General features: G+C 42.5%; 22 protein-coding genes, 2 tRNA genes and 2 pseudogenes. 12 read left to right on the forward strand and 14 right to left on the reverse strand.

Annotated elements, in window-relative coordinates; translation table 11 throughout:
- Positions 1-27: 27 nt before the first annotated feature.
- Both FTU01_RS11095 and FTU01_RS11100 read right to left on the reverse strand, forming a co-directional pair.
- Positions 28-969 (reverse strand): TauD/TfdA family dioxygenase, encoded by a 942-nt coding sequence (locus tag FTU01_RS11095; RefSeq protein WP_180139107.1) that lies wholly within the window; start codon positions 967-969, stop codon positions 28-30.
- A 185-nt stretch (positions 970-1,154) separates the two neighbouring features.
- Positions 1,155-2,003 carry an SDR family oxidoreductase gene (locus FTU01_RS11100; protein WP_180069992.1) on the reverse strand — a complete coding sequence of 283 codons (849 nt, stop codon included), beginning with the start codon at positions 2,001-2,003 and terminating at the stop codon, positions 1,155-1,157.
- A gap of 219 nt (positions 2,004-2,222) precedes the next feature.
- On the opposite strand from FTU01_RS11100, the gene FTU01_RS11105 reads away from it, so the two are divergent.
- The 3 genes from FTU01_RS11105 (at position 2,223) to phoR (ending at position 5,231) form a co-directional block, all read left to right on the forward strand.
- Positions 2,223-2,915 carry a TetR/AcrR family transcriptional regulator gene (locus tag FTU01_RS11105; protein ID WP_179992733.1) on the forward strand — a complete coding sequence of 231 codons (693 nt, stop codon included), beginning with the start codon at positions 2,223-2,225 and terminating at the stop codon, positions 2,913-2,915.
- 221 nt (positions 2,916-3,136) lie between these two features.
- On the forward strand, positions 3,137-3,847 hold the full coding sequence (gene phoB / locus FTU01_RS11110; protein WP_159124126.1) for a phosphate regulon transcriptional regulator PhoB: 711 nt from the start codon (positions 3,137-3,139) through the stop codon (positions 3,845-3,847).
- 25 nt (positions 3,848-3,872) lie between these two features.
- Complete coding sequence (gene phoR / locus FTU01_RS11115; RefSeq protein WP_159124125.1) at positions 3,873-5,231, forward strand: phosphate regulon sensor histidine kinase PhoR; 1,359 nt, start codon at positions 3,873-3,875, stop codon at positions 5,229-5,231.
- A 51-nt stretch (positions 5,232-5,282) separates the two neighbouring features.
- Here the strand turns inward: phoR and FTU01_RS11120 are convergent, their stop codons facing one another.
- The 3 genes from FTU01_RS11120 to FTU01_RS11130 form a co-directional block, all read right to left on the reverse strand.
- The gene (locus FTU01_RS11120; protein ID WP_159124124.1) at positions 5,283-5,933 is read right to left on the reverse strand and encodes a glutathione S-transferase; all 651 of its coding nucleotides are present in this window, start codon (positions 5,931-5,933) and stop codon (positions 5,283-5,285) included.
- A gap of 120 nt (positions 5,934-6,053) precedes the next feature.
- Positions 6,054-6,452, reverse strand: a complete 399-nt coding sequence (locus FTU01_RS11125) for an OsmC family protein (protein WP_159124123.1) — start codon at positions 6,450-6,452, stop codon at positions 6,054-6,056.
- Between the two features lie 34 nt (positions 6,453-6,486).
- A complete protein-coding gene (locus FTU01_RS11130; protein WP_180139117.1) occupies positions 6,487-7,434 on the reverse strand; it encodes a pirin family protein in 948 nt (315 codons plus the stop codon).
- 495 nt (positions 7,435-7,929) lie between these two features.
- Here FTU01_RS11130 and FTU01_RS11135 point away from each other — a divergent pair, with 495 nt between their 5' ends.
- From FTU01_RS11135 to FTU01_RS15580, 3 genes are all read left to right on the forward strand, one after another.
- Complete coding sequence (locus FTU01_RS11135) at positions 7,930-9,282, forward strand: GGDEF domain-containing protein (RefSeq protein WP_180139109.1); 1,353 nt, start codon at positions 7,930-7,932, stop codon at positions 9,280-9,282.
- Positions 9,283-9,597: 315 nt separating this feature from the next.
- Positions 9,598-9,801 (forward strand): hypothetical protein, encoded by a 204-nt coding sequence (locus tag FTU01_RS15575; RefSeq protein WP_257233670.1) that lies wholly within the window; start codon positions 9,598-9,600, stop codon positions 9,799-9,801.
- A 74-nt stretch (positions 9,802-9,875) separates the two neighbouring features.
- Positions 9,876-10,664, forward strand: a complete 789-nt coding sequence (locus tag FTU01_RS15580) for a GGDEF domain-containing protein (RefSeq protein WP_373686383.1) — start codon at positions 9,876-9,878, stop codon at positions 10,662-10,664.
- 52 nt (positions 10,665-10,716) lie between these two features.
- Here the strand turns inward: FTU01_RS15580 and FTU01_RS11145 are convergent, their stop codons facing one another.
- Positions 10,717-11,649, reverse strand: coding sequence for a restriction endonuclease (locus FTU01_RS11145; RefSeq protein WP_004780654.1), 933 nt, complete (start codon positions 11,647-11,649; stop codon positions 10,717-10,719).
- A 92-nt stretch (positions 11,650-11,741) separates the two neighbouring features.
- Positions 11,742-13,310, reverse strand: coding sequence for a glutamine-hydrolyzing GMP synthase (gene guaA / locus FTU01_RS11150; protein ID WP_005233328.1), 1,569 nt, complete (start codon positions 13,308-13,310; stop codon positions 11,742-11,744).
- Between the two features lie 481 nt (positions 13,311-13,791).
- Between guaA and FTU01_RS11155 the strand changes: the two genes are divergently transcribed.
- Positions 13,792-14,430 (forward strand): DedA family protein, encoded by a 639-nt coding sequence (locus tag FTU01_RS11155; protein WP_034704672.1) that lies wholly within the window; start codon positions 13,792-13,794, stop codon positions 14,428-14,430.
- A gap of 25 nt (positions 14,431-14,455) precedes the next feature.
- Here the strand turns inward: FTU01_RS11155 and FTU01_RS11160 are convergent, their stop codons facing one another.
- The 5 genes from FTU01_RS11160 to FTU01_RS11180 form a co-directional block, all read right to left on the reverse strand.
- Positions 14,456-15,049, reverse strand: a complete 594-nt coding sequence (locus FTU01_RS11160; protein WP_166134737.1) for a threonine transporter RhtB — start codon at positions 15,047-15,049, stop codon at positions 14,456-14,458.
- A gap of 194 nt (positions 15,050-15,243) precedes the next feature.
- Positions 15,244-15,636 carry a hypothetical protein gene (locus FTU01_RS11165; protein WP_180052697.1) on the reverse strand — a complete coding sequence of 131 codons (393 nt, stop codon included), beginning with the start codon at positions 15,634-15,636 and terminating at the stop codon, positions 15,244-15,246.
- A 13-nt stretch (positions 15,637-15,649) separates the two neighbouring features.
- Positions 15,650-16,486: a ParA family protein gene (locus tag FTU01_RS11170; protein ID WP_180052696.1), complete on the reverse strand. Its 837-nt coding sequence runs from the start codon at positions 16,484-16,486 to the stop codon at positions 15,650-15,652.
- 61 nt (positions 16,487-16,547) lie between these two features.
- The gene (locus FTU01_RS11175; RefSeq protein WP_159124117.1) at positions 16,548-16,940 is read right to left on the reverse strand and encodes a SirB2 family protein; all 393 of its coding nucleotides are present in this window, start codon (positions 16,938-16,940) and stop codon (positions 16,548-16,550) included.
- 9 nt (positions 16,941-16,949) lie between these two features.
- Positions 16,950-17,258, reverse strand: a complete 309-nt coding sequence (locus FTU01_RS11180; RefSeq protein ID WP_180052695.1) for a BolA family transcriptional regulator — start codon at positions 17,256-17,258, stop codon at positions 16,950-16,952.
- A 230-nt stretch (positions 17,259-17,488) separates the two neighbouring features.
- Here FTU01_RS11180 and FTU01_RS11185 point away from each other — a divergent pair.
- The 4 genes from FTU01_RS11185 to FTU01_RS11200 all read left to right on the forward strand — a co-directional run bounded on the left by FTU01_RS11185 (position 17,489) and on the right by FTU01_RS11200 (position 19,638).
- Positions 17,489-17,564 (forward strand) — tRNA-Gly (locus FTU01_RS11185).
- Between the two features lie 45 nt (positions 17,565-17,609).
- Positions 17,610-17,685: transfer RNA gene (locus FTU01_RS11190), tRNA-Gly, on the forward strand.
- Positions 17,686-18,034: 349 nt separating this feature from the next.
- Entirely contained in the window at positions 18,035-18,352 is a 318-nt protein-coding gene (locus FTU01_RS11195) for a helix-turn-helix domain-containing protein (protein ID WP_180002657.1), read from the forward strand.
- Complete coding sequence (locus FTU01_RS11200) at positions 18,349-19,638, forward strand: type II toxin-antitoxin system HipA family toxin (protein ID WP_180139111.1); 1,290 nt, start codon at positions 18,349-18,351, stop codon at positions 19,636-19,638. The genes FTU01_RS11195 and FTU01_RS11200 overlap by 4 nt, the downstream gene beginning before the upstream one ends.
- Before the next feature lie 18 nt (positions 19,639-19,656).
- Here FTU01_RS11200 and FTU01_RS11205 read toward each other — a convergent pair whose 3' ends face one another.
- Positions 19,657-23,004: a DEAD/DEAH box helicase gene (locus tag FTU01_RS11205; RefSeq protein WP_180139114.1), complete on the reverse strand. Its 3,348-nt coding sequence runs from the start codon at positions 23,002-23,004 to the stop codon at positions 19,657-19,659.
- Between the two features lie 247 nt (positions 23,005-23,251).
- On the opposite strand from FTU01_RS11205, the pseudogene FTU01_RS11210 reads away from it, so the two are divergent.
- A pseudogene (locus FTU01_RS11210) lies at positions 23,252-23,539 on the forward strand (hypothetical protein); the annotation flags it as partial.
- Here the strand turns inward: FTU01_RS11210 and FTU01_RS11215 are convergent.
- Positions 23,507-23,601, reverse strand: a pseudogene (locus tag FTU01_RS11215) (IS1595 family transposase); the annotation flags it as partial. The pseudogenes FTU01_RS11210 and FTU01_RS11215 sit on opposite strands and share 33 nt — an antisense overlap.

A 23,601-nucleotide genomic window follows, 5' to 3' on the forward strand; every position in this document is an offset into this window, starting at 1 on the left:
CAAAGTTTCCAATTGAATAAGAATTACTTATGAAACTTTTTCATAAATACCGTCTTCGCTGTTATAGCGGAAGTTGCTAATGTCCTGCTTGACATCTTTACGCAGTTCACGGCTTGGACGGCCATCCACACCGACTGGCACATCACCCTCTAAAGTTACACGGCGTACTACACGGTGCTGGTCACCATAATCATTAATCGCACGGTGTTGCGTTGCACGGTTATCCCAGATCGCCACATCACCTGCACTCCAGCGCCAGCTGACAATATTTTCCAGCTTCTCTACATAACTTTGGAACAGGTCGAATAAACGGCGTGATTCACTTGAGCTATAACCGACGAAGCTCTTAAAGAAATGGCCCAATAACAAGGTTTTTTCACCTGTTTCAGGATGAACGCGTACTAATGGATGTTCAGTTTCATATTCAGTTGAATTGAAGTAGTTTTTATATTTTTCCAAAGCTTCTTTTGGAACACTGACTTTTGCAGCATAGTCAAAGTTGTTGCTGTGAATCACACGCAAGCTATCCGCCAGTGTTTTCAGTTCTTCAGGTAAATCATTGTAGGCAGCGGTTGTATTTGCCCATACGGTATTGCCACCTACTGCGGGTGCAACCACGCTACGCAGGATAGAAGCTTTTGGATAGGCATCAATAAAGCTGATGTCCGTATGCCAGCTGTCTGCACGAGCACCACGTGAATCAATTTCCAGAATATGTGCAGACCCATCTTTTACCGGTACAGTCGGGTGATTCAACGGTGTGCCTAAACGTGCTGCAAAGGCTTCTTGAGCGACATCATCTAGATGTTGCTGATCTTTAAAGAAGATCGCTTTATGCTGCAATAATGCCTGGTTGATTTCATTTACCACTTCATCAGCCAAATCCGCTGACAGTTTTACGCCCTGGATTTCAGCGCCAATACGGCCACCAATTGGTTGTACCTGGATGTGTTTATATTCATAAGCCATGATCATTTCCTCTATCTATAATTATGTCGACCTTCGGTTTGTGAAATCATCATGCCGAATCGGCTTATCTAACGCTGTCAATTTATTGACATTCTTATGCACCATTTTTGATTTATAAAATACTTTAGCTGCTTAAGTTTTCAGGCATAAAAAAACCCGCTTACGCGGGCTTTGATCAGATCGTTTTAAGCTGACTTTTTCTTCTGCTTGCCGAGGCGGGTAGCTAAAGCCATGACCTTCTGATAACCCGTCGGTAGAATTCGCTGCATCAGGTCAATGGCTTTAGCATCATTCCCAATCAGCAGACGGCGTTTATCTTTTTGCACCGCGTCCAGAATTTGACGCGCTGCTTCTTCCGGTGGACAACGCAGCAGCTTATTGAAATTCTGTGCAGATTTTTCCGGGTGCATTCCCAGACTACGAATACTGTCATTCATTTTCGCTGCAATGGCGATATTGGTACGGATTCCGCCTGGGTGTACACAGAGTGCGCTTACGCCGCAGTTTTCCATATCCAGTTCCTGACGCAAGGATTCAGTAAAACCACGCACAGCGAATTTAGTGGCATTATAAGCAGACTGGGTTGGCTGGGCAGTTAAACCAAACAGACTGGAAATATTGATGACATGACCATCACCGGTTTTCTTGATTAAAGGCAGAAACTCTTTAGTGCCATAAACTACGCCCCAGAAGTTAATGCCTACAATCCATTCCAGCTCTTCATAGCTGGCACCTTCTACGGTAGAACCAAGGGCCACTCCAGCATTGTTAAAGATCATATTCACGCTGCCATGATCTTTCTCGACCTCAGCGGCCCAAGCGTGCATTTCTTCCAGATTAGCCACATTGACCTTTTTGGTTGTGACACGAACATCAGTACCTTTCAACAGCTCAACGGTTTTAGCCAGACCCTGTTCATTCACATCGCTTAAAGCTAAATGACAGCCCTGCTTTGCTAAAAGCACCGCAAGTTGCTGGCCGATACCTGAACCTGCACCTGTGATGGCCGCGACTTTATTATTAAAATTTTTCATTGAATTTCCTTGATTAAAACACTGCCCTTCCATGACAGCCTGTTTTTCTGTCGCATAGGGATACAGCACACTGTTTCAATATAGTTTTGACAATCCATATTGTCAATAATTCCAGCATGTCTCTACGGGCCAATTTTCAGGCTTGAATTTCAGCATAGGTCAAAGCCGGATTTATTGATAAGATACTTAAAATCTCAAGCACATGAGTCTATGGTCTTTATGACGGATGCAGTAAATTCAGGACAAAAACTAGCAAGTAAAAGTAAGGAACGCCAGTTTAAAGGACTTTCCATGGCTGAGCGTCAGCAGGCACGTCGTGAAAAGCTGATTGAGGCCGGAATCGAGGCGTATGGTCGTCATGGTTTCTTTTCGGTCACTGTGAAGGATATCTGTAACGAAGCCAAACTGACTGAACGTTATTTTTATGAATCCTTTAAGAAAAGCGAACATCTGTTCCAGACTATTTTCCTCAAGCTGATTGACCAGTTACAGCAGAATGTCATGCAAGCCATGATGCAGGCTTCTTCTGATCCAAAGAAAATGATCGAAGCCGGTCTGACTGCCTTGCTGACGACCTTACGTGACAATCCGGGTATGGCACGAATTATTTATATCGATGCGATGCTGGTTCAAGAACTGCATAATCAGGCCACGATTCATGAAACCATGGGCCGTTTCGACCGTATGATTCAGGCCTTTGTCATGCTGATGATGCCGAACCTTAATCGTTCTGAACGAGAGATTTCCCTGGTCTCGACCGGACTTAATGGTTATGTCACCCAGATTGCGATTCGCTGGGTCATGAGCGGCTTTAAGCAGTCTTTGGAAGAAATTCTGTCTTCCTGTAGTCTGGTGTTCTTTGCCTTATTAGACACTTTGGGTACAGAGAAACCGGCGGATCCGGTTAGATAATTTTTAAATCAGGATAAGGTCTACGTAGATCTAGCTTTCAGTGATCTACAAGATTTTGAATTAAGACCCTCTTATAAAATAACAGCTTAAATTGTGACAAATCTTTGCGAAAGGCCCCGGAACTACCTATTCTGCAATGATACTGTCATAATTAATCTTTGTAATAAGCCTGTCATAAATATAAAACGGTCCACCGTTTGCATGAAATAGGGTATTGCGCTGTGAAAGATGACTACATTCTAATTGTTGATGATGAACTGCCGATTCGTGAAATGATCCATACTGCTCTGGATATGGCAGGCTTTCAATGTTTACAGGCAGAAGATGCCAAGCAGGCTCATCAAATGATTGTGGACCAGCGTCCAGCATTGATTTTGCTGGACTGGATGATGCCAGGTGGCGTGAGTGGTGTGGATCTCTGTCGTCGTCTGAAACGTGATGAAAACCTGTCCGAAATTCCGGTCATCATGTTGACCGCGCGTGGTGAAGAAGATCATAAAGTTCAGGGACTGGATGCCGGTGCCGATGACTATATGACCAAGCCATTTTCGACCCGTGAGCTGGTTTCACGTATTAAAGCTGTTTTGCGTCGCTCTAATGCCCTCAGCGGTGAAAAATCCATTGATGCTAACGGACTGGTATTAGACCCAGTCAGTCAGCGCGTGAATTTTGGCAGTACTATTCTGGATATGGGACCGACTGAATATCGTCTCTTGGCATTTTTCATGACCCATCCGGAACGTGCTTATACCCGTGCGCAATTGCTGGATCAGGTCTGGGGTGGCAACGTCTATATTGAAGACCGGACCATTGATGTGCATATCCGTCGCCTGCGTAAGGTACTTGAACCTTATGGCGCTGACCGTTATGTACAAACTGTGCGTGGCACCGGTTACCGTTTCTCGACCCGTGCCGATGTTGCACTGGGTTAATTGTTTTTTAGGTAAATCTTGTTTTATGTATGAGCCCTATCCTGTTCCCGAACTGTCACACGAGCACAAAAGACTCCGTTACAGCAGCCTATGGGATTTTGCCAAGCAAGATTTACGTCTACTTCTTCTCTTCCTGGTCATTGCCAGTTGTATTGGTCTAGGCATCGGCTATTTCTGGATCTGTATCGTTCTGGCCTTTGTTGCCTTCTTTGGCACACAGTTGCGTTCACTCTACCTGGTCAATGAATGGATCTCGAACCGTCCCTATGATGTACCGCCAAATATTAACGGGATCTGGGGCGCTTTACTGTTCAATGTCTATCGGGCCCAGCGTCAGGAACGTGTTGTTCAGGCGGAGATGGTCGAGCTGATTGACCGTGCACAATCCTCGCTAGTCGCCCTACAAGAAGCCGTGGTACTGATTGATGAAAACCAGCAGATTGAATGGTGGAACCCGGCGGCAGAACGGTTACTGGGGATTGGTCAGGAAGATCGCGGCCGCAATATCCTGAGTTTGTTACGTCAGCCAAATTTCATTGATTACTATCATCATATTGATGATGCACCTGATGGCCTGAAGATGAAATCTTCGATATTTGAAGATCATTATGTACAAATCAAAATGACCCGCTTTGGTGGTGAAAGTCGCCTACTGGTCGCCTATGATGTGACCCGCATGCATAATCTGGAACAGATGCGTAAGGACTTTGTCGATAATATTTCGCATGAACTGCGTACCCCTTTGACTGTGCTCAGCGGTTATATCGAAACCTTTACCGATCAGGAAGATATTAGCCCGCGCTGGAAACGCGCCTTTGACCAGATGCAGTCCCAGACTCGTCGCATGAATGCACTAGTGAATGACCTGTTGCTGCTATCCCGTCTGGAAAATGACAAGAATATTGCCAAGAACCAGATTATTGATATGCCGAATCTGATGAACCAGCTGTTTGATGATGCGCAAGCCTATAACGTGGATTATGGCCATACCCTAAATCTGGATATTGACAGTCACTGTGACCTGATCGGATCAGATATGGAAATTGCCAGTGCCTTCAGTAACCTGATTACCAATGCTATCAAGTACACGCCTAAAGGTGGAACTGTCACCATGGGCTGGCATGATGATGGTGAATCGGCCTATTTTGTCGTAGAAGATACCGGAATTGGGATTGATCCTAAACACTTGCCTCGCTTGACTGAACGTTTCTACCGGGTAGATTCTGACCGTAGCCGCCGTACTGGTGGCACAGGACTGGGTCTGGCGATTGTGAAGCATGTACTGATGCAACATCAGGCTCAGCTCGAAATTGATTCCCGTGAAAATCAGGGATCCACCTTTAAGGTGATTTTTCCTAAAGAACGACTCAGTTTCCCGGACTGATTCAGAAATAAAAAAGGTGCAAATCGCACCTTTTCTTTTTTAGCGAAGGCTTTAAGACTTTAATGCCTGCTCCTTGGATAAGGCCCGGAAATAAGCCGCACGATGCGAGATCCGTTCCAGATAGGCTTGAATCGCCGGATAGCTTTTACCGGTACGGCTTTGCATGGCTTCAAGTGGGAAGCTCATCTGGATATCCGCAAAACTGAAACGACCGGCAAAATATTCATGCTGGCTTAAATGATCTTCCAGAAACTGGATATGGTCTTTTAGACGGCTTTGTACAAACTGCTTTTTTACCCCTTCACAAATTGTTTTAGCCACGGGACGAACCAGAAATGGCACTTGCTCAGGAACTTTGGTCATCACCAGTTGCATGACCAGCAAAGGCATCAAAGACCCTTCTGCATAATGCATCCAGTAGCGGTATTGCGCCTTGTTCTCGGCACTGATCGGCTGAAACTGATGGGTCGAATCATAGGTTTCTTGGAGATACTCCAGAATGGCGGCAGACTCAGCCAGTACCAGATTCTGATCTTCCAGAATCGGGGCTTTACCCAGAGGATGAACCTGTTTCAAAGCAGGCGGAGCAGAATAGTTAGGCAGGCGTTTGTAATAGTTGATCTCATAATCAAGTTCCAGCTCTTCCAAGGCCCACATGATTCGAAATGATCTTGATTGTTCGAGATGATGTAAAACACGCATATTAGACTCATGATTTTATTGTTATTACTGCGTGAGCATAGCAAAAAGTCTGGCTCTAACTAAAGAGTTTATCAGTCTACTTACATTTTCCCTACCGGATATAGCGTACTCTCTTTTAGCTTAAATCAGGCTGGTCCGAATCTCCAGACTACGTAACAGGGTTTTGGTCACCGGGGTTTTGGCACAAATCTCCAGAATTTTCTGCTGCAAAGCCGAATCATGAGTAATATCGAAACTTAAGCGTCGTTCAATCCATTCCTGTCCTTCTTTATTGGCAAAGAATTCTGCTTCAACCTGAAAGTCGCCCAGTTCAATGTCCTTATGTTTGGCATACATGCGCAAAGTAATCATGGTGCAAGAGATCAGACTGCCTAAAAGCAGATCATAAGGTGCAGGACCTGCATCCTGCCCACCGAAGGATTCCGGTTTATCGGTCAGATAATGATGCTGACCATGACTGATTTCTCCCTGCCACGGTATGGTTAAGCTCTGTATTTTGGCAAGTGCGATACGGGCCATACTGATCCTTTGTTCTTATAATTATATGAAAGATTTATCGAGAAGCACGCATATGTTCCGGAAATGCTGGTGCTTCCATACGCGGCCCATCATAGCTTGGAATGGTGCCAAAACGCGGGTGCCCCATCATCCACTGTTCACGGGCCAGCTTCAGTTCTTCCACATCACGACCAACCAGATTCCACCACAATAAAATAGGGCTTTCAAATGGCTCTCCACCAATCAGCAAGATTCGCCCACCCGCATGAATTTCGACATCTACATACTGTAATCCCGGCTCAAGAATCACCATATTATCTTCAGTCAGTTCATGCCCATTAATACTTGCCAGACCCTCAAGGGCCATAAAGCCATATTCAAATCTTGGATCTAAACTCAAACGGGCACGGGTACTTTCAGCAGCAAACAGATCCACACCCAAAAGTTCGGTATGCACTTTAACCGGGGATTGTGTATTTAGGAATTCCCCGACCAGGACCGTACATTGAATGCCTTGTTCTTCGATCACAGGTAATTCCGGATAATGATCAAACGCGGGAGCCATATTGATCTTGTCATCAGGCAGGGCGATCCAGAGCTGTGCTGCATGCATCTTGGTTTCAGTTTCCGGTGAAACCTCTGTATGCGAAATGCCATAGCCTGAAGTCATCAGATTAACCTGTTTCGGCCGGATCAATTGCCGGTTACCCAGACTGTCACTGTGCATCATGGTGCCTTCAATCATCCAGGTAAAAGTTTGCAGGCCAATATGCGGATGCGGTCCGATATCCAGACCATCTCCCTGAGGAAACTGAGTAGGACCGGCATGATCCAGAAAACACCAGGCGCCAATCATGCGTTTATGCCGACTCGGCAAGGCGCGTTTAATGACAGTTCCCTGCCCGATTTCTGCACGCCGTAAAGGAACTTCCTGTATGAACTGATTGATATACTTTTCACAATCATCTGAATTTGACAGTTCAATATCATTATTATTCGACATGGTTGAGCTGACCTCGGCAAGTTCATTCTGGCTATATGCTGCATCAAGACATCTTTCCCTGATCATCATAAGATGTCTACCTCATAGAACAATGTACCGCGTCTACCCACAAAATCTATCTTTGGAAATATTTCGATACGTATAAAATGTGCTACTCATCAGAACAGTTCAAATACTTAAAGGCTTCAGTCTTCCAAATCCTGTAATCAAGATCTTGGTGATGAATCATATAATCATTCAAGCACCTTACATCAGTTCGTTTAAATCAACTTATTCATCATACTCATGTTTCACGTGAAACGCCTATTTTTATTGATATAAATGATTAAAATCAGCAATCTATAAAAATGTGATCCGTATAGCTTCATATTTACAAAACAAAAATTTTGTTACGTTTTCTTTTTAAAATTCGTACTACCCCCTGATTCTAGGGAGATTTTTTTTTATTCATTTGGTCCATAATAGGACCCAATAAAAATAAGATTGGATCAGGACATGTCATCCTCGAATGAAAATATATATTCAACGGCGAATATGTCTTTTCAAAACTCGACCACAGATAGATCATTAAAGTTGGCCGAATGTGATCTGCAAAATCGCCAGTTAATTGAAGATGCGCTTGTACATCGCGCTGCACCTATTCCTGCGCAATTCCAGCAGTACTTTTATAACTATCTTTATGTGCATCGTCATCAAAATCTTCGCCAGATTAATTACATGGCGCAGATCGCCTTTTTGCTGTATTTCTTTGCCGATATTTTTATTATTCCTGACATGTTTTTCCTGTCTGGCCTGATCCGGGTATCACTGGTCATTGCTGTCATGTTTTGCTGCTATTACCTGTTTAAGCATCAAAAGAATATCCGGGTTCTGGACATGATTTTGCCTGTGGGCACGACTGTGGCTGCAGCGACCTGGATTAGCCTGCTCCTGCTGTCGAGTAGCCCGCATGTGTCAACTTATATCTATGCCTCTGCGATCTTTGTTTTAATTACCAATCTCTGTGTACAGACCGAGTTTAAGGGTGCGCTGTATTGTTCTATTTTTATCGCCCTGTTTATCATGATTGGGGTAACCCATCTCATGAGTCTATCGCAGGCCTTTATTTTCGCCGTTGTTTTCACGCCTCTCTGGGCATTTAGTATTTATATCAACTGGAATAATATCATCAACATACGGCGCTCTTTTTTACGCACTTTGCTGGATGAATGGAACTATCAAACCTTAAAAAATCTTGCTCATACTGATGATCTGACGCAGTTATTTAATCGTCGTCATTTTGTGGATATGGCGGAACGTTCAATCCATCAATGGCCAAAGCCTGCCAGCACCTGTCTTTTGATGTTTGATGTCGATTATTTCAAGAGAATCAATGACAATTATGGCCATGATGTGGGTGACCGGGTGCTTCAACTGATTGCTGAAATTACCCGTAAAGAAATGCGTTCTAGTGATGTACTGGCACGTTTTGGTGGAGAAGAATTTATTGCCTTGCTGGAAGATACCCAGCTACAGGATTGCCTGATGATTGCAGAACGGATTCGCTGCTCGATTCAAAAGCAGGTGATGTACATCAATTCTGACCAGAAAATCCAGTTCACGATTTCTATCGGTATTGCTGAGCTTGAATCTCCGCAACAGGAGCTTGAAGATCTGATTAAGCATGCAGATATTGCGCTTTACGAAGCTAAGAAAGCGGGAAGAAACCGGATTAGGGTCTATCATCCTAATATGCTGCAACCGACTAAACCGCTCTCTCCAAATCCCTGGAATGTATTTAAACCTTTGAATAAACAGGAGCAGTCTGGCGCTCATCATAAAGCGAAACAGTCTTGGTCTGCTTTGTAACCTGATAGCAAAATCAAGATTATTAGACAAGAATTTAAGAATTAGGCCTAAATTTGTTTGTGATGCTTTTCAAATAATTTCTAAAAGAATAGAATATTTTTCATACAAATATAAATATTCATCTTATTCATTTCTTTGGATTTAATGTGGGAAGGCGATATGCCAGATAAATATGAAGAAGAAGCTCGCCTCCTGCTTCAGGATGCCCTTCACGATCCTCTTGTTCGTATTCCTGGGTCTTTAAAACCTGCCTACTTTAGGCATCAGAAACAGCTCACTCTAAAATATTTGTTGTAGGTAAACCTATTTGCACAGGTGGCATATGCCTCCTACACCCTTGCCGATATTCTGGTACTGAATGACATTATGAATTTGCTCATTCTGACCAAGCTAGGCTATACCTTGGTGATCGTGCTGATAACCATCTGGATGTATCATTTTTACCGGAATTTGCCTGTATTTGACCTGCTGTTGCCGACCTCGATTATCGGGGCAAGTGCAATCTGGTTTTTAATCTAAACCAGTCTGAAAGTCCGCATACGCTCATTTATCAATATGCTTCACTGGTATTTATTGTCCTGGCCAATCTATGTGTGCAGATTCGCTTCTGGCCTAGCCTGATTAATTCCGGTCTGATTACACTGGTGATTTATATTGGTGTGTATTTTAATACCCAAGCTAATCTGTATCAGATGTTCTTGTTTTCCCTGATCTATATGCCGGTATTGACCTTCAGTTTATATATCAGTTGGAGCTCTACACTAAAATCCCGTTTGGTATTCCTGCAACATACCCTGAATGAATATCATCGTCAGACCTTTGAAAATCTCGCCCATACTGACTCGCTGACAGGCCTGAATAATAGACGCTGTTTTAAATATCTGGTGCAACAGCTGATCCGAAAGAATCTTAAACAGCCTGCTCCAATCAGTTTGCTGGTCTTTGATGTCGATCATTTTAAGCAGATCAATGACCGTTATGGGCATGATGTTGGAGATCAGGTACTCCAGATGATTGCGCAGACCACACGCAATGAAATGCAACGCCATGATGTGCTGGCACGGTATGGGGGTGAAGAATTTATCGCATGCCTTCCTGAAACTTCACTGGATGATGCGTTAAAAATTGCCGAGCGTTTAAGATACAAAATCGAGAATATTGTGGTCAATCTGGAACATGGGCATCGTCTTGATTTTACCGTTTCAATTGGTGCGGCCATTCTGGAAAGCAGTGAAACGGATTTAATGGCGCTGATTAAACAGGCTGACATTGCCCTGTATCAGGCTAAAGCCAATGGTCGGAACCGAGTCGAGTGTTATGATCCTGAACTTGACCAAGGTTTATTTGGAGAACTTCAAAACTGGCAGGTTAAACCGGCTTAAATGTCATTTGAAAGATAATAAAAAAAGAGCGCCGAAGCGCTCTTTTTATGAGTTAAAAATTATCTTCATCAAAACGATCTTGATCAATTTTATAGATATGAAAACTACGTTCTATTTGTACGCCTAAACCAAATTCAATCATTAAAGACGTTAACTTATCACCATCAATTAATACAATTCCCGACTTCTTTGCGGATTCAATTGCCTCTTTACTAAAATTAGAAGTAGTAATAAATACGCCTTTCTTGGCAACCTGATCCGCTAAAGCCCCTTTAAACTGCTGAATATCAGGACGTCCTACTGTATTTTCCCAACGTTTTGCTTGAATATAAATTTTATCTAAGCCTAATCGGTCTTCACTGATGACTCCATCAATTCCACCATCGTTGGTTTTACCAATTGCTTGGGCTGCATCTTGATGTGAACCACCGTAGCCCATAGCAACAAGCAGATCTACAACAAGTCTCTCAAAAAATGAAGGAGACTTTTCCTTTACCATTTGAAGTAAATCACTTTTCAAATTGAACCTTAATAATTCAGTCGTAGTCTGAATTGTTTCTTCAGGTGTTTGTGTTTCTTGTAATTTATTTGAGTTTTCAAAATTTTTTAAAATTTCGACCTCTAATCCCTCTTCGTTTTTCTTTCCAAATTTAAAATCTATAAATCCATCAAACTGTGCTAAAAATTCATTAGTTATTGCTTCTAAGTTTTTTAAATCAATTTTTCTTCCTAAATCGCTAATTTCACAATATGCTCGTTTTGGTTGATGAATTAAACCTGCTTTGACTAAGTATGTCTTTGCCCAAGCAACTCGATCTTTAAATATATTTTTACCACTTGGTAGTACCTTATTTAGATCTTCTTCAGGTAAGCCAGAACGCTCAGCTAGGATATTGGCGGCATCTGAAATTTTAATTGGCCCTTCTATTTCTGATAATAATTTCATCAAAGGCAGCATTAACTGATCATAAGTAGGTAATGACATATATTTTTTAGCTTAAGAATTAATTTTTCTTGAGTATAAATGAAAAAAAGAGCGCCTAAGCGCTCTTTTGATAAGTAATTTTCGTTAGAAAATTACTCCCATTCAATTGTTGCTGGTGGCTTAGATGAAACGTCATATACCACACGAGAAACTTCAGCAATTTCGTTCATGATACGTGTAGAAATACGGTCTACCAGGTCATATGGAAGATGTGCAAAACGCGCTGTCATAAAGTCGATGGTTTCAACTGCACGAAGTGCAATTACCCATGCATAACGACGGCCATCACCGACCACACCCACAGATTTCACTGGTTGGAATACGGCAAAAGCTTGAGCAGTTTTGTCGTACCAGCCGCTTGCGCGAAGTTCTTGCATGAAGATGTCATCAGCAAGGCGAAGAATATCAGCATATTCTTTTTTCACTTCACCTAAGATACGAACACCAAGGCCTGGACCTGGGAACGGATGACGGTAGATCATGCTGTGTGGCAAGCCTAGAGTCGTACCTAATTTACGTACTTCATCTTTAAACAGGTCACGCAATGGTTCAACCAGGTCAAATGCCAAATCTTCTGGCAAGCCACCTACGTTGTGGTGCGACTTGATGACATGTGCCTTACCTTGTTTGCTGGCAGCAGATTCAATCACGTCTGGATAAATCGTACCTTGTGCAAGGAAGGTTACGCCATCGAGCTTACGCGCTTCTTCAGCAAAGACTTCGATAAATTCGCGACCGATGATTTTACGTTTTTTCTCTGGATCAACTTCGCCAGCCAATGCAGAAAGGAAACGATCTTCAGCATCAGCACGGATCACGCGGATCCCCATGTTGTCTGCAAACATCTGCATCACTTGATCGCCTTCGTTCAAACGAAGCAGACCGTTGTCTACAAATACACAAGTCAACTGATCGCCAATTGCTTTGTGCAAAAGCGCAGCTACAACTGATGAATCCACACCACCTGACAGACCTAACAATACTTTTTCATTGCCAATCTGTTCACGAAGCTGTTCTACACGCAGGTCAATAATATGTTCTGGTGTCCACAGACCACGACAACCACAAATCTGGTGTACAAAGTTAGACAGTAATTCTGCACCTTTCGAAGTATGTGTCACTTCAGGGTGGAACTGGATCCCATAGAAACGGCGGGTTTCATCAGACACCATGGCAATCGGGCAGCTTGGTGTGCTTGCAGTCACCTGGAAGCCTTCTGGAATACGTGCAACCTTGTCACCATGACTCATCCAGACATGCAGCTGGTTCTCACGGTCTTGCAACTGACCAATCAGCTGGTCACGTACCACGATATCCACTTCTGCATAACCGAACTCATGTACAGTACCTGGCTCAACTTTACCGCCAAGCTGTTCACACATGGTTTGCAAGCCATAACAGATACCCAGTACAGGTACACCTAACTCAAATACCACTTGCGGCGCACGCGGGCTGCCTTCCAGGTGAACACTTTCAGGTCCACCAGACAAGATGATACCGTTTGGATTAAATGCGCGAATGTCTTCTTCAGACATGTCATAGGCATACATTTCAGAATATACACCAGCTTCACGGACACGACGTGCGATGAGCTGACTATATTGAGAACCGAAATCCAGAATCAGGATACGATCTTCAGTAATTTGAGTATTGGTAGTCATGACAAACAACTATGAAAGGCAAACGAAAGATAAGCGCCGTATTCTAGCATTTTTATTAGGCTTAAGCACACTATTCCCATCAGCTTAATAATTAAGCGGTTTATTTCTTTAAATAGAATTAAGCTTTCGATTCAGCAAGAGAGCTTTCCCTTCTCTCCACGGAATTCAGCGTATTTACGCTATTTGGATTTGAATATTTTAGGATCGGCCAGTTAAGTGGCTATTGAAAGTTTATTTCATCTATCTCTATCACTGTCTTCATTTGATAGCGTTTAGGATTGAAAATGGGAGCCACCTTTTGATTTTTATTTTAATGACATTTTCATGCTAAGCCTGTTTTCGCAGGAATTCACCGCCAATTTGTAAGATAAATTTTTAATTCACCCCTCAGGGATGAGCGGGCAATTATTTTCCTGTTCGGTACTGACTTTCATGCCCCAGACTGTTAGGATTTGATCACCTTTTCGCTTGTTTTTTCCCTATGGAACTGCTTGATTTTATCCTCCACGTTGATGATCACCTGCTCGAATTCATTACCAATTACGGCATCTGGATTTATGGCATTCTTTTCCTGATTATTTTTGTTGAAACGGGACTGGTGGTGATGCCGTTCCTGCCAGGAGACAGTCTGCTATTTGCTTCAGGTGCGCTGGCGGCTTCAACGGGTGCAATGGATCCTTGGGTACTGATTCCACTACTGTTCACTGCGGCAGTGCTGGGCGATACCCTGAATTATCATATTGGTAAATATATTGGGCCACGTGTATTTGAGATCGAATCACGTTTTATCAATAAAAAGCACTTGCTTGCTACCCAGCAGTTCTTTGTTAAACACGGCGGTAAAACCATTATTTTTGCCCGTTTCATTCCTTTCGCACGTACCTTTGCACCTTTTGTTGCCGGTGCGGGAAGTATGAATTACAAATATTTCCTGACTTACAATATGATCGGTGGCTTTCTCTGGATCAGTTCGTTTGTGATCCTGGGTTATCTATTCGGCAATATGCCAATCGTCAAAGATAATTTCACTCATCTGATTTTTGGCATCATTATTTTAAGTGTTATGCCAGGTGTAATTGGCTTTATTCAGCAGAAACTCAAGAAAAATAAAATTGCCTGAAAGCCTAGAGCAGTTGAGTGAACATTTACTCCAGCCAATTGATCAACAAGGGCACCAGACAAAGCAGTAAAAACAGAGCCGACCCTTTATAAATCAGGTCGGCTTTTCTTTTTGCCGACTCTCCCGCCAGAATCGCTTGTCCAAAGATCATCCAGAACAATGCAACCAGCAAGGCAATCCCAGTAAAAATGGCAAAGATCAGAACAAAGTTACTCGGACTTTCCCAAGTAGAGAGCGGTAAGATTCCGGTTGCCAGAAGCGCTGCTTTGGGATTTTTCAAGGTTCCCTTAAACATCTGCCAGGGACGGATTTGAGGATGACTCTGATTATATTGTTCCAGTTGCCGAGCCTTGAATAAATGGAAGGTCATCCAGCCCACACCGATTGCACTCAGCACATGCACCAGTTCCTGAAAACTCGGCCAGATTGGTGAAAACAGATGAACCAGCAGAGCCCACCCATTGATCGCATATAAATACCCCACCAGAATGACGGGAATATACAGACTGGTTTTGGCTGTTCCCTGCTGATAGGCAGAACTGGCCACCAATGCATTGGCAGGTCCAGGGATCATCAGCACTGCTATTGTTGCAAAAACAAAGAGCCAGTTTTCAATCATGGTGGTTAGACATATCAGACAAGGTGATTACCTTAACCAATCTCGTGTTCTGATCACAAGACGAGATCTTTCAAAATTTTATGCGCATCGGTCATTTTTTCTGGCAAATACTGTGAACTCTGTCACTTGACCAATCACTTTTAAGATAGAAAAAATGCCGACCTAAAGTCAGCATTTTTTTGATGTTTAGAGGGCTATTTATTGGTGTTTTGACGGACAATAATCGGGCAAGCTTTAAATTTTGCAGCTTGTACAATAGCTTCCTGTTCACCCACTAGACGTGCCGTTTCAGTGCGTTTGGTATTGGAAGACTGCCCCATATTCACTGATACACTCGGACCAATGCCCCAGCCGCCGCGGCTGCCCCAGCCACCACCGACGCCTACCCCTACGCCGACACCTGTACGTTTAGGCGGCTCAACACCATTATCAAGATACTGCTGAATACGGTTGTATTCACCCTGAAGCTGCTGACAGTTGAGGGTCTGATAATGGGTCGGTGAAACATAGGTCGGTTTGACCGTCGTTGCACAGGCACTCAGCAAGCTAAGTATGCTGATCGCCAGGCTTATTTTCACAAGTTTCATAGTTAACTCGATCTTAATGCTGCTCTATCTCATTGAACAATGATTGATAGGCCTGAGTCAATTTATGATCAGTTGCCAAGTGAATTAATGGCTGATTTTTTTGATGCGACTCTTTCATCAGCACCGAGGGCGGCAACATGCTGTTCAGCACCGGAAGACCTTCATCTTTCAGTTGCTGTACCACTTCTCGCGGCAGTTTTGCCTGAGCCTGAAACTGGTTGACCACGATGCCTTCAATTTCCAGACACTCATTATGATCATCCTGAGTTTCGATGACATTCTCAATCAAGGTTTGTAAGGCCCGTTTAGAAAACACATCACAGTCAAATGGAATCAGAACACGGTCTGCAGCAATCAGTGCTGAAAGCGTAAAGAAATTAAATGCCGGCGGAGTATCGATATACACCCGGTCATAATGCTCAGCAAGTGGTTGCAAGGCATCGCGCAGCTTATAAATCTTATGCTTGGATTCCAGTGCATGGGCCAACGTGCCCAAACTCGGACTCGCCGGAATGACATCCAGATTTTTAAAAGGTGATTGATGCAGATAACTTTCCAACCCTTTAGTCCGTGTCTTGAGAATTGAGCCAATCGCATTACCAATTAAACTTTTGCTCTGCTGGTTCCCCAATACATCTTCAAAATAGTTTTCAATATTCGGTTCTAGCGCCGGCTTGTCACTCGAATAAGTTGCATCATCCCCTAGTAAATACTGGCTGGAGTTTGCCTGCGGATCAAGATCGATTAACAGGGTTTTAAGCCCCTGATGCGCACTGATTGCAGCCAGATTGACTGCAATACTCGATTTCCCTACCCCACCTTTCTGATTAAATACCACACGAGTATGCATAAACACCCCTCTTTATTTTTCTAATGATCAGTATGTTTTAGTTCATTGACTGATGAATAATTTAGCCAAAATTCGGCTTGATCATGACCAATACCATAATCGCAATAAGTGAAACCACAGCAATAAATAAGCCAGCACGGCGTTGTACCAGCAGGATTGAATCATCTTTTTTATACGCCTTGCCCAGGGATGAAATCAGCACCAGGAATAAAATGATTTTGGCATAAAACCAAGGCTGTACATCAAAATTCTTTAAAAACAGGGCAATAATCCCAGTTAAGGCAATCACGCTAATGACCAGGTGCTGCAAAGCGACCAGAAATACACGTGCTTTTGGATTCGGCTGATTGCCCTGTGTATCCACAAACAGGGTAATAGCACGTGCAAGAATGGCCACAATGGCCAGTCCTGCCGCAGACATATGAATAATCTTGACTAAAAGCTGGGTATCCATAAAATCCTCTTAGTTTTTCGGTGCATGTGCACATTCTGGACTAGACGTGTCCTGTCCTGTCCACTCTTCAGGCAAGAAAGCATGAATTGCCAAGGCATGAATTTTATCTTTAGAAAGCAAATCACCTGCCGCAGCATAGACTTTTTGATGGCGTTGTACCGCACGCAGGCCAGTAAAAGCTTCGCTGACAATCACCGCCTTAAAATGCGATTCCTTACCCGGGAAATATCCACCATGACCTGAAGATTCATTCACGACTTCCAGATAGGTAGGTGACAATTGTGCCAAACGGTCTTTCAGTTGTTGTTCTAAGCTCATGGCCTGACTCCGATTCAAGATATGGGTCCAGTATACCCTGTTCTATCCGCTATTTCGGTGCAAGAAATGTCTGCAATTATTTGATTGTGCCGAGATTTCATTAAATTTTGCATAAATTTTGTCTAATTGTCTGGAAGCACAGAGAATATTGCTTTTATTTTATGCAATCGACACAAGATTTTTCATAAAGTTATTGACCCTGTTTTTGCATGCTGTATTATACACGGCATGCGGGAATAGCTCAGTTGGTAGAGCACAACCTTGCCAAGGTTGGGGTCGCGAGTTCGAGTCTCGTTTCCCGCTCCAAATTCTTTTTTGTTCATTTTTTAAAGTAAAAAATTGATCGACCCTGCGGGAATAGCTCAGTTGGTAGAGCACAACCTTGCCAAGGTTGGGGTCGCGAGTTCGAGTCTCGTTTCCCGCTCCAGATTCTAAAAGCCTCAGTTGAATGACTGGGGCTTTTTTATTGTTGTTTTATTCAATATTTTACTTCATAAGAAATTTTTATACTTAAAAAAGTAAGTTTACAAAAGTGCTCTTTCAAAACTGTGAACAAAAAACCGTGTAGATGATGCTCCAGAGTATCAATCATACAAGATAAAAAAAACTCCAAAACAAAAGATAGTATTAGCTACTACTAAGTGGCTTATGTTAAACAAGATCAGCTTGCCTAGATCCTAAATATTGATGCCGCGGAGCCTGTTAATAATTTCTGTCATTGCTTCTTAATAAAAAAGCAACTAATATGCTTCTTATACCACCAAAAAGCAATAAATATGTCTACACTAAATAAGTCTTTACTACAGCAAATCAAAAAAAGACGAACCCAATTGGGCTTAAAGCAAGTTGATATGCAATCCCGTACAGGCATTTCAAGACAGCAGTACCAAAAACTGGAAAGTCAGGGCAACCCTCGATTAGAGACCTTAGAAATTATAGCGGCAGGATTAAATGCTCAACTGATGCTCATCCCTGATGATAAGGTTCATTTGATTAGACAATTATTGAATGATGAAATTAAAGTCACTATTGAAGATCAGGATGACTTAATGACTAACCCATGGAAGGGTCTTCTCGGAGGAGAGGAACCATGAATACTGTTGCCGTCCTGAAATTAACATTACATCACGCTGTCGTTGGATACTTGGCAGGATTTCAGAGCGGAAAAAATATTCTGGTTTTTACAGATTCTTTCCGCTCTGATCAGCAACGCCCAACCTTGAGCCTGCTGACTTCCCCCTTGTATCCTCAAGTGGATAAGATTTTAGAAAAGACCTATGTTACACATCAGCGTTTACATCCCTTGCTATCAAACTTGCTACCAGAAGGTGCATTACGCGAACTGATTGCACAAAGCCTCAAAGTACATATAGACAATGAATTTCAGTTATTGGCAGCTTTAGGTCATGATTTACCTGGAGCACTCATTGCGACTCCATTAGATCCAGAAGAAATCCCAGATGGAATAAAATTTAAGCTTCAGATCTCGAATCCAGATCAGATATTAAAACAAGAGATTCGGACAAATAATAAGTTTTCCTTGGCCGGCGTCCAAATGAAGTTTTCCATGAAAGCCAAAGATGGGCGTTTTACATTAGCACAGGCAACGGAAACGACTCTACTCGGGGACTGGATTGTCAAAACTCCTTCTTCCAGACATGCCTTTGTTCCGCTAAATGAATATTCTATGATGAGCCTTGCCAAAATGGTCGGAATAGATGTCCCTGAGATTCGCTTGGTGGATATGGCACTCTTACAAAACCTTCCACCATTAAATTTACCCCAAGAGCAATATGCTTTTGCAATAAAAAGATTTGATAGACAGAGTACTGCTGATACTACAGAGCTTATTCACATCGAAGACTTTGCTCAGATCTTCGGTGCATATCCACAGCAGAAATACAGCACCACAAATTATGAGCAGATAGGAAAGATCATTTATCAATTTTCAGATAACAAAATTCTTGATATTCAGCAATTTGCCAGCCGCTTACTTGTCAACATTTTGCTCGCCAATGGAGATGCACACTTAAAGAACTGGAGTATGATTTATCACGATAAAACAACGCCAAGATTATCCCCTGCATACGATATATTGATGACAAGTGTATATATTGAAAATGAGCGTCATTTCGCATTGAATCTTGCCAAAAATAAAGATTGGTATTTAGCTGAGATGAAACACTTTAAACAATGGGCGGAAAAAGTCGGTGTTCCATGGCGTGTTATAGAAAAACAACTTCGTGAGATCATCGATAAAGCACGGTCAGTATGGCCAGCGCTATTACTAGACTTACCTATGATTTCTGTTCATAAAGAAAAATTAAGAGAACATTGGAAAAAATTGCATCCAGACTTTCAGATACTTACAGATGATTAGAGGAAACCTGTAACCAAGCTAAAATTTCTCAAACAAGTTCATCACGTCATTTTCCGTCAGTTTCGCTTCGCCTTCATGATCTGTACTTAGAATAGAGTGTGCCAGTTCTGCTTTATTTTGCTGTAAGGCAAGAATTTTTTCTTCTATGCTTTTATTAGTAATCAGCTTATAGACAAATACCGGCTTGTCCTGTCCAATCCGCCATGCACGATCTGAAGCTTGATCTTCAGCAGCAGGGTTCCACCATGGATCATAGTGAATGACCGTATCTGCGGTAGTTAGATTCAGACCGACCCCTCCTGCTTTTAGACTGATTAAAAATACCGGCACTTGTCCAGACTGAAACGCTGTAATGACCTCATCTCGCTTTTTGGTCTTTCCAGTCAGCTTCACATAGCCAATTTCTGCGTGATGGAGTTGTTGTTCAATCAGTTCCAACATTGAAGTAAACTGAGAGAAGATAAGAATTTTTCGCCCCTCTTCCACCATTGGAACAACCATATCCATCAACTGTTCAAGTTTGGCAGAATGCGCCTGCCCGGTTTTAACTGAATCCAGTTTCAGTAAGCTAGGATGGCAGCACACCTGACGTAGCTTCAGTAAGGCATCTAAAATTTGAATTTGACTACGTTTAAAGCCTTTTTCTGCCACAATTTTCTGAATGCTTGCCTGCATCGTGGCACGAACAGCCTCATATAGCTTGGATTGCTGCTCATTCATGTCAATATTGACTTCAATCGTGGTTTTTTCTGGCAACTCTTTGGCTACGTCAGTTTTCAAGCGACGTAAAATGAAGGGCTTAATCCGGTTGACCAACTTTTGTCTTAACTGCTGATCACCGCGTTTTTCAATAGGATAGCGGTACTTTTTATTAAAGATTTCTTGTGAATATAAAAATCCTGGCATTAGAAAATAAAATAGTGCCCACAGCTCACCCAAATGATTTTCCATAGGTGTACCAGTTAGACATAGACGATGTCGCGCTGTTAATTGCCGTACTACCTGTGCAGCTTTGGCACGCGGATTTTTAATATTCTGCGCTTCATCCAGAATGAGTTGATGATATTCATATTGCTTCAGTTGCTCTTCATCTCTCGCCAAGAGCGGGTAGGTGGTTAACACAATGTCATAGTGTGAAATCTGCTCAAAATACTGATGGCGGTCGGGGCCTTGTAGCAGCAGTACCTTGAGCTCAGGGGTAAATTTTTCCGCTTCTTTGAACCAGTTATGCATCAGCGATGTGGGTGCAACAATTAAGGCGGGACTATCCTGCAAATATCCAGCCTGCTTTTCCATGAGTAGATGGGCTAAAGTTTGTGCTGTTTTCCCCAAGCCCATATCATCTGCCAGAATCCCGCCATGCTGGGTTTCCCTTAAAAACTGTAACCAGCCTAAGCCCTGCTGCTGGTATAGACGCAACTCCCCCTGAAAACCTTGTGGTGTTGGCAGTTGTTGCTGATAGCCTTGTTTGAATTTATGTACAAATTTCTGCAGGCGATCACTGACCTGCCATGTCATCCCAAGATTATGCTGCAATTCTAATAATTGACTCGCATCATAGCGATCAATACTGCGCTCTTCTTGCTGTAAAATGCTCTGCAGATGCAATAATACCGGCTTAATGTCCTTTGCGGATAAAGCCAAATCGGGTTGATCCGCTGCAGTTTTCACGGTGAAAATTTGACTATCATGCAGATGAATAAAAGTCCGCGGATCAAGTAAATCAGGATTTACTCGCACCAAAGCTACGAGCGCATCAAGTAAATTATAAGAATTGCCTGCACTGTCTTGAACCGTCGCCCCGATATTGAACCAGTCCTGCTGGCCTTCAGATTCAGTGATAGAAATATTTAAATTTTCAACATATTGCAGGTTAAAGGGGCTGTTTTCCAGATGCTCTATCTGCCAGCCCATCAACTCAATTTGATTGATGGGCATCAGCTGTTTGATCCAGTCTCCATAGAAAGCAAAAACCATAGAATCGAGACGTTGTTTATCCAGTTTTAATTGCTGGTCATAACTAAGATCTTTCACCCACTTCAGTGATTCGACCAATAGCTGTAAACGCTGGATTGACTGTTGTTCCTGAACTAAGTCCCGAAGCTGTCGCACCATTTTGTCATGCTGCTCACCAATGAAACTGTCACCTGATGTACCTGCTTTAATTCGCCCGCCTGCATAGGAGAATTCAATTTCAGCACAAACAGACTCTTCCCATTTCCAATCAAATTTATCTAAAACACCGAAGCGTAAAATTGGCTGGGGACTACCCTCAAGGACATCAATATGCTGAATAGACTCGGGCTGAGGCAGATTTTTCACGTCTGAATATTGATGAGTCAGTTTCTCAAACTCTGGCAAGAGCATAGATGGAAGATCAGGCATCTGTAAAAAATGGTACAGAAGATTTGCCGTATATTCACCATATAACTGGCCCACCGTGTTCTGTTGAATATCCACATAACACGGTGGCTGGCTAGCGAGAATTTGGATATGTGGATTTGATTTTAAATCGAGTCGAATATCACCATTGACCAATTCAATATTTAAATGCTCTGTCTGTTTGTTTACACCTTGTTGCCAGATCAGTTCGATGTGATAGCCTTGTTCTGACCATTGAAGTGCAGTATGGCTCTTTTTTTGCCAGTACACATCGCCACTTTGAATAAAAGATTTGAAATGCTCCAATAAAATTCCGGAGATATCAAGATTGCTTTGATAAAAACGTTCGTCACTGTTTATTTTGGCATAATAATAAATCTGGTTAAATAATTGTCGTTTTTGTTCAGGTAAAGTCAGATGCTTTCTGGTGATATTTTCATATTGGGTATAATAACTTTCCCCCGCAATTGAGCCGTTTTTATTGCGTCTGGCCTTCTGAACATCAACTGTCAATTTCTTTAAGCTGACAGACTGATCTAGCAGGTAAATTAAATAATTGTTTGTTTTGACAGATTGCTCTGGTTCAGTCTGTTGTAAATACCGTTTAAAATCATTCAACCAGCGCTGCGCCTGATCATCCCCCCGTTGGCGTTTTGTGATTCCCTGCGGGGATTGAGAGTCAGCATAACGCTGCTGAAATTCTTGGCGATATTCCTGAAAGAATAACCGCGCTAAAGCAGCAGCATGTTTACAGTTATATCCAACCGGACAAGTGCAGTCGTCATCGATTAAACGGTCTTTTTGGGGATTATAGGTAATTGCGGTATCGTAATAATCTGTTCCTTCAATTTGGGCATACATCGTAACCCCGTCTTTTTCCTCAAAGAACTCAATCGTTTCCCTATCAATGTGTTTAGCATAGCTCAGACTGCGCTGAAGAGTTGCAGTACTAAAGCGAGATAGAAAATTGATCAATGAGGACATAATTACCAGAAACCAAAAATGTTTATACAATTATAACGGACAAAGCTGTCATTTCAGAACAGTAGTGCTCGCCAACGTATCAAAAGGAAATAAATCCATGCTCAAAAACTTAATGTTTACTACAATGGATGGGGTGAATATTGGCTTTGGGGTACATTGGTCTCCTCAACCGCAATCACAGGTCGGCCATTAATCGCCTTTGAATACAGTGCAGAAGCGATCAGTAAAGGTTTAGAACTTTCCTGCACATCAAATGGATATCATGGGTGAGGCACTGGATATTCCTCGACAAGCTCTTGTGAAACTTGGTACTCAGGAAGCGGAACTTTGTGTCCAAGAAGTCGATGAAATTATTGGCTCGATTTGTAAGGTTGCAATCCGGTTCAGCAATATCGCTCATGACCTATTACCTGGACAAATTCAAGCAGAGACTCTCCAACTGATCCAAAATAGGATTGAGCATAATATTCATGGCTCTAGACTAGCAGATTTACACTTAATTTTACCTAATGAGGTTCCACAGCTCAGTTGCTAACTCATTAGGTTCCCTCATCCAACGCCATTCAGTTTCTTTAAGATGATAATCAAAGTACTCTT

The sequence above is a fragment of the Acinetobacter sp. YH12043 genome, assembly GCF_013419915.1.
Taxonomy (GTDB): Bacteria; Pseudomonadota; Gammaproteobacteria; order Pseudomonadales; family Moraxellaceae; genus Acinetobacter.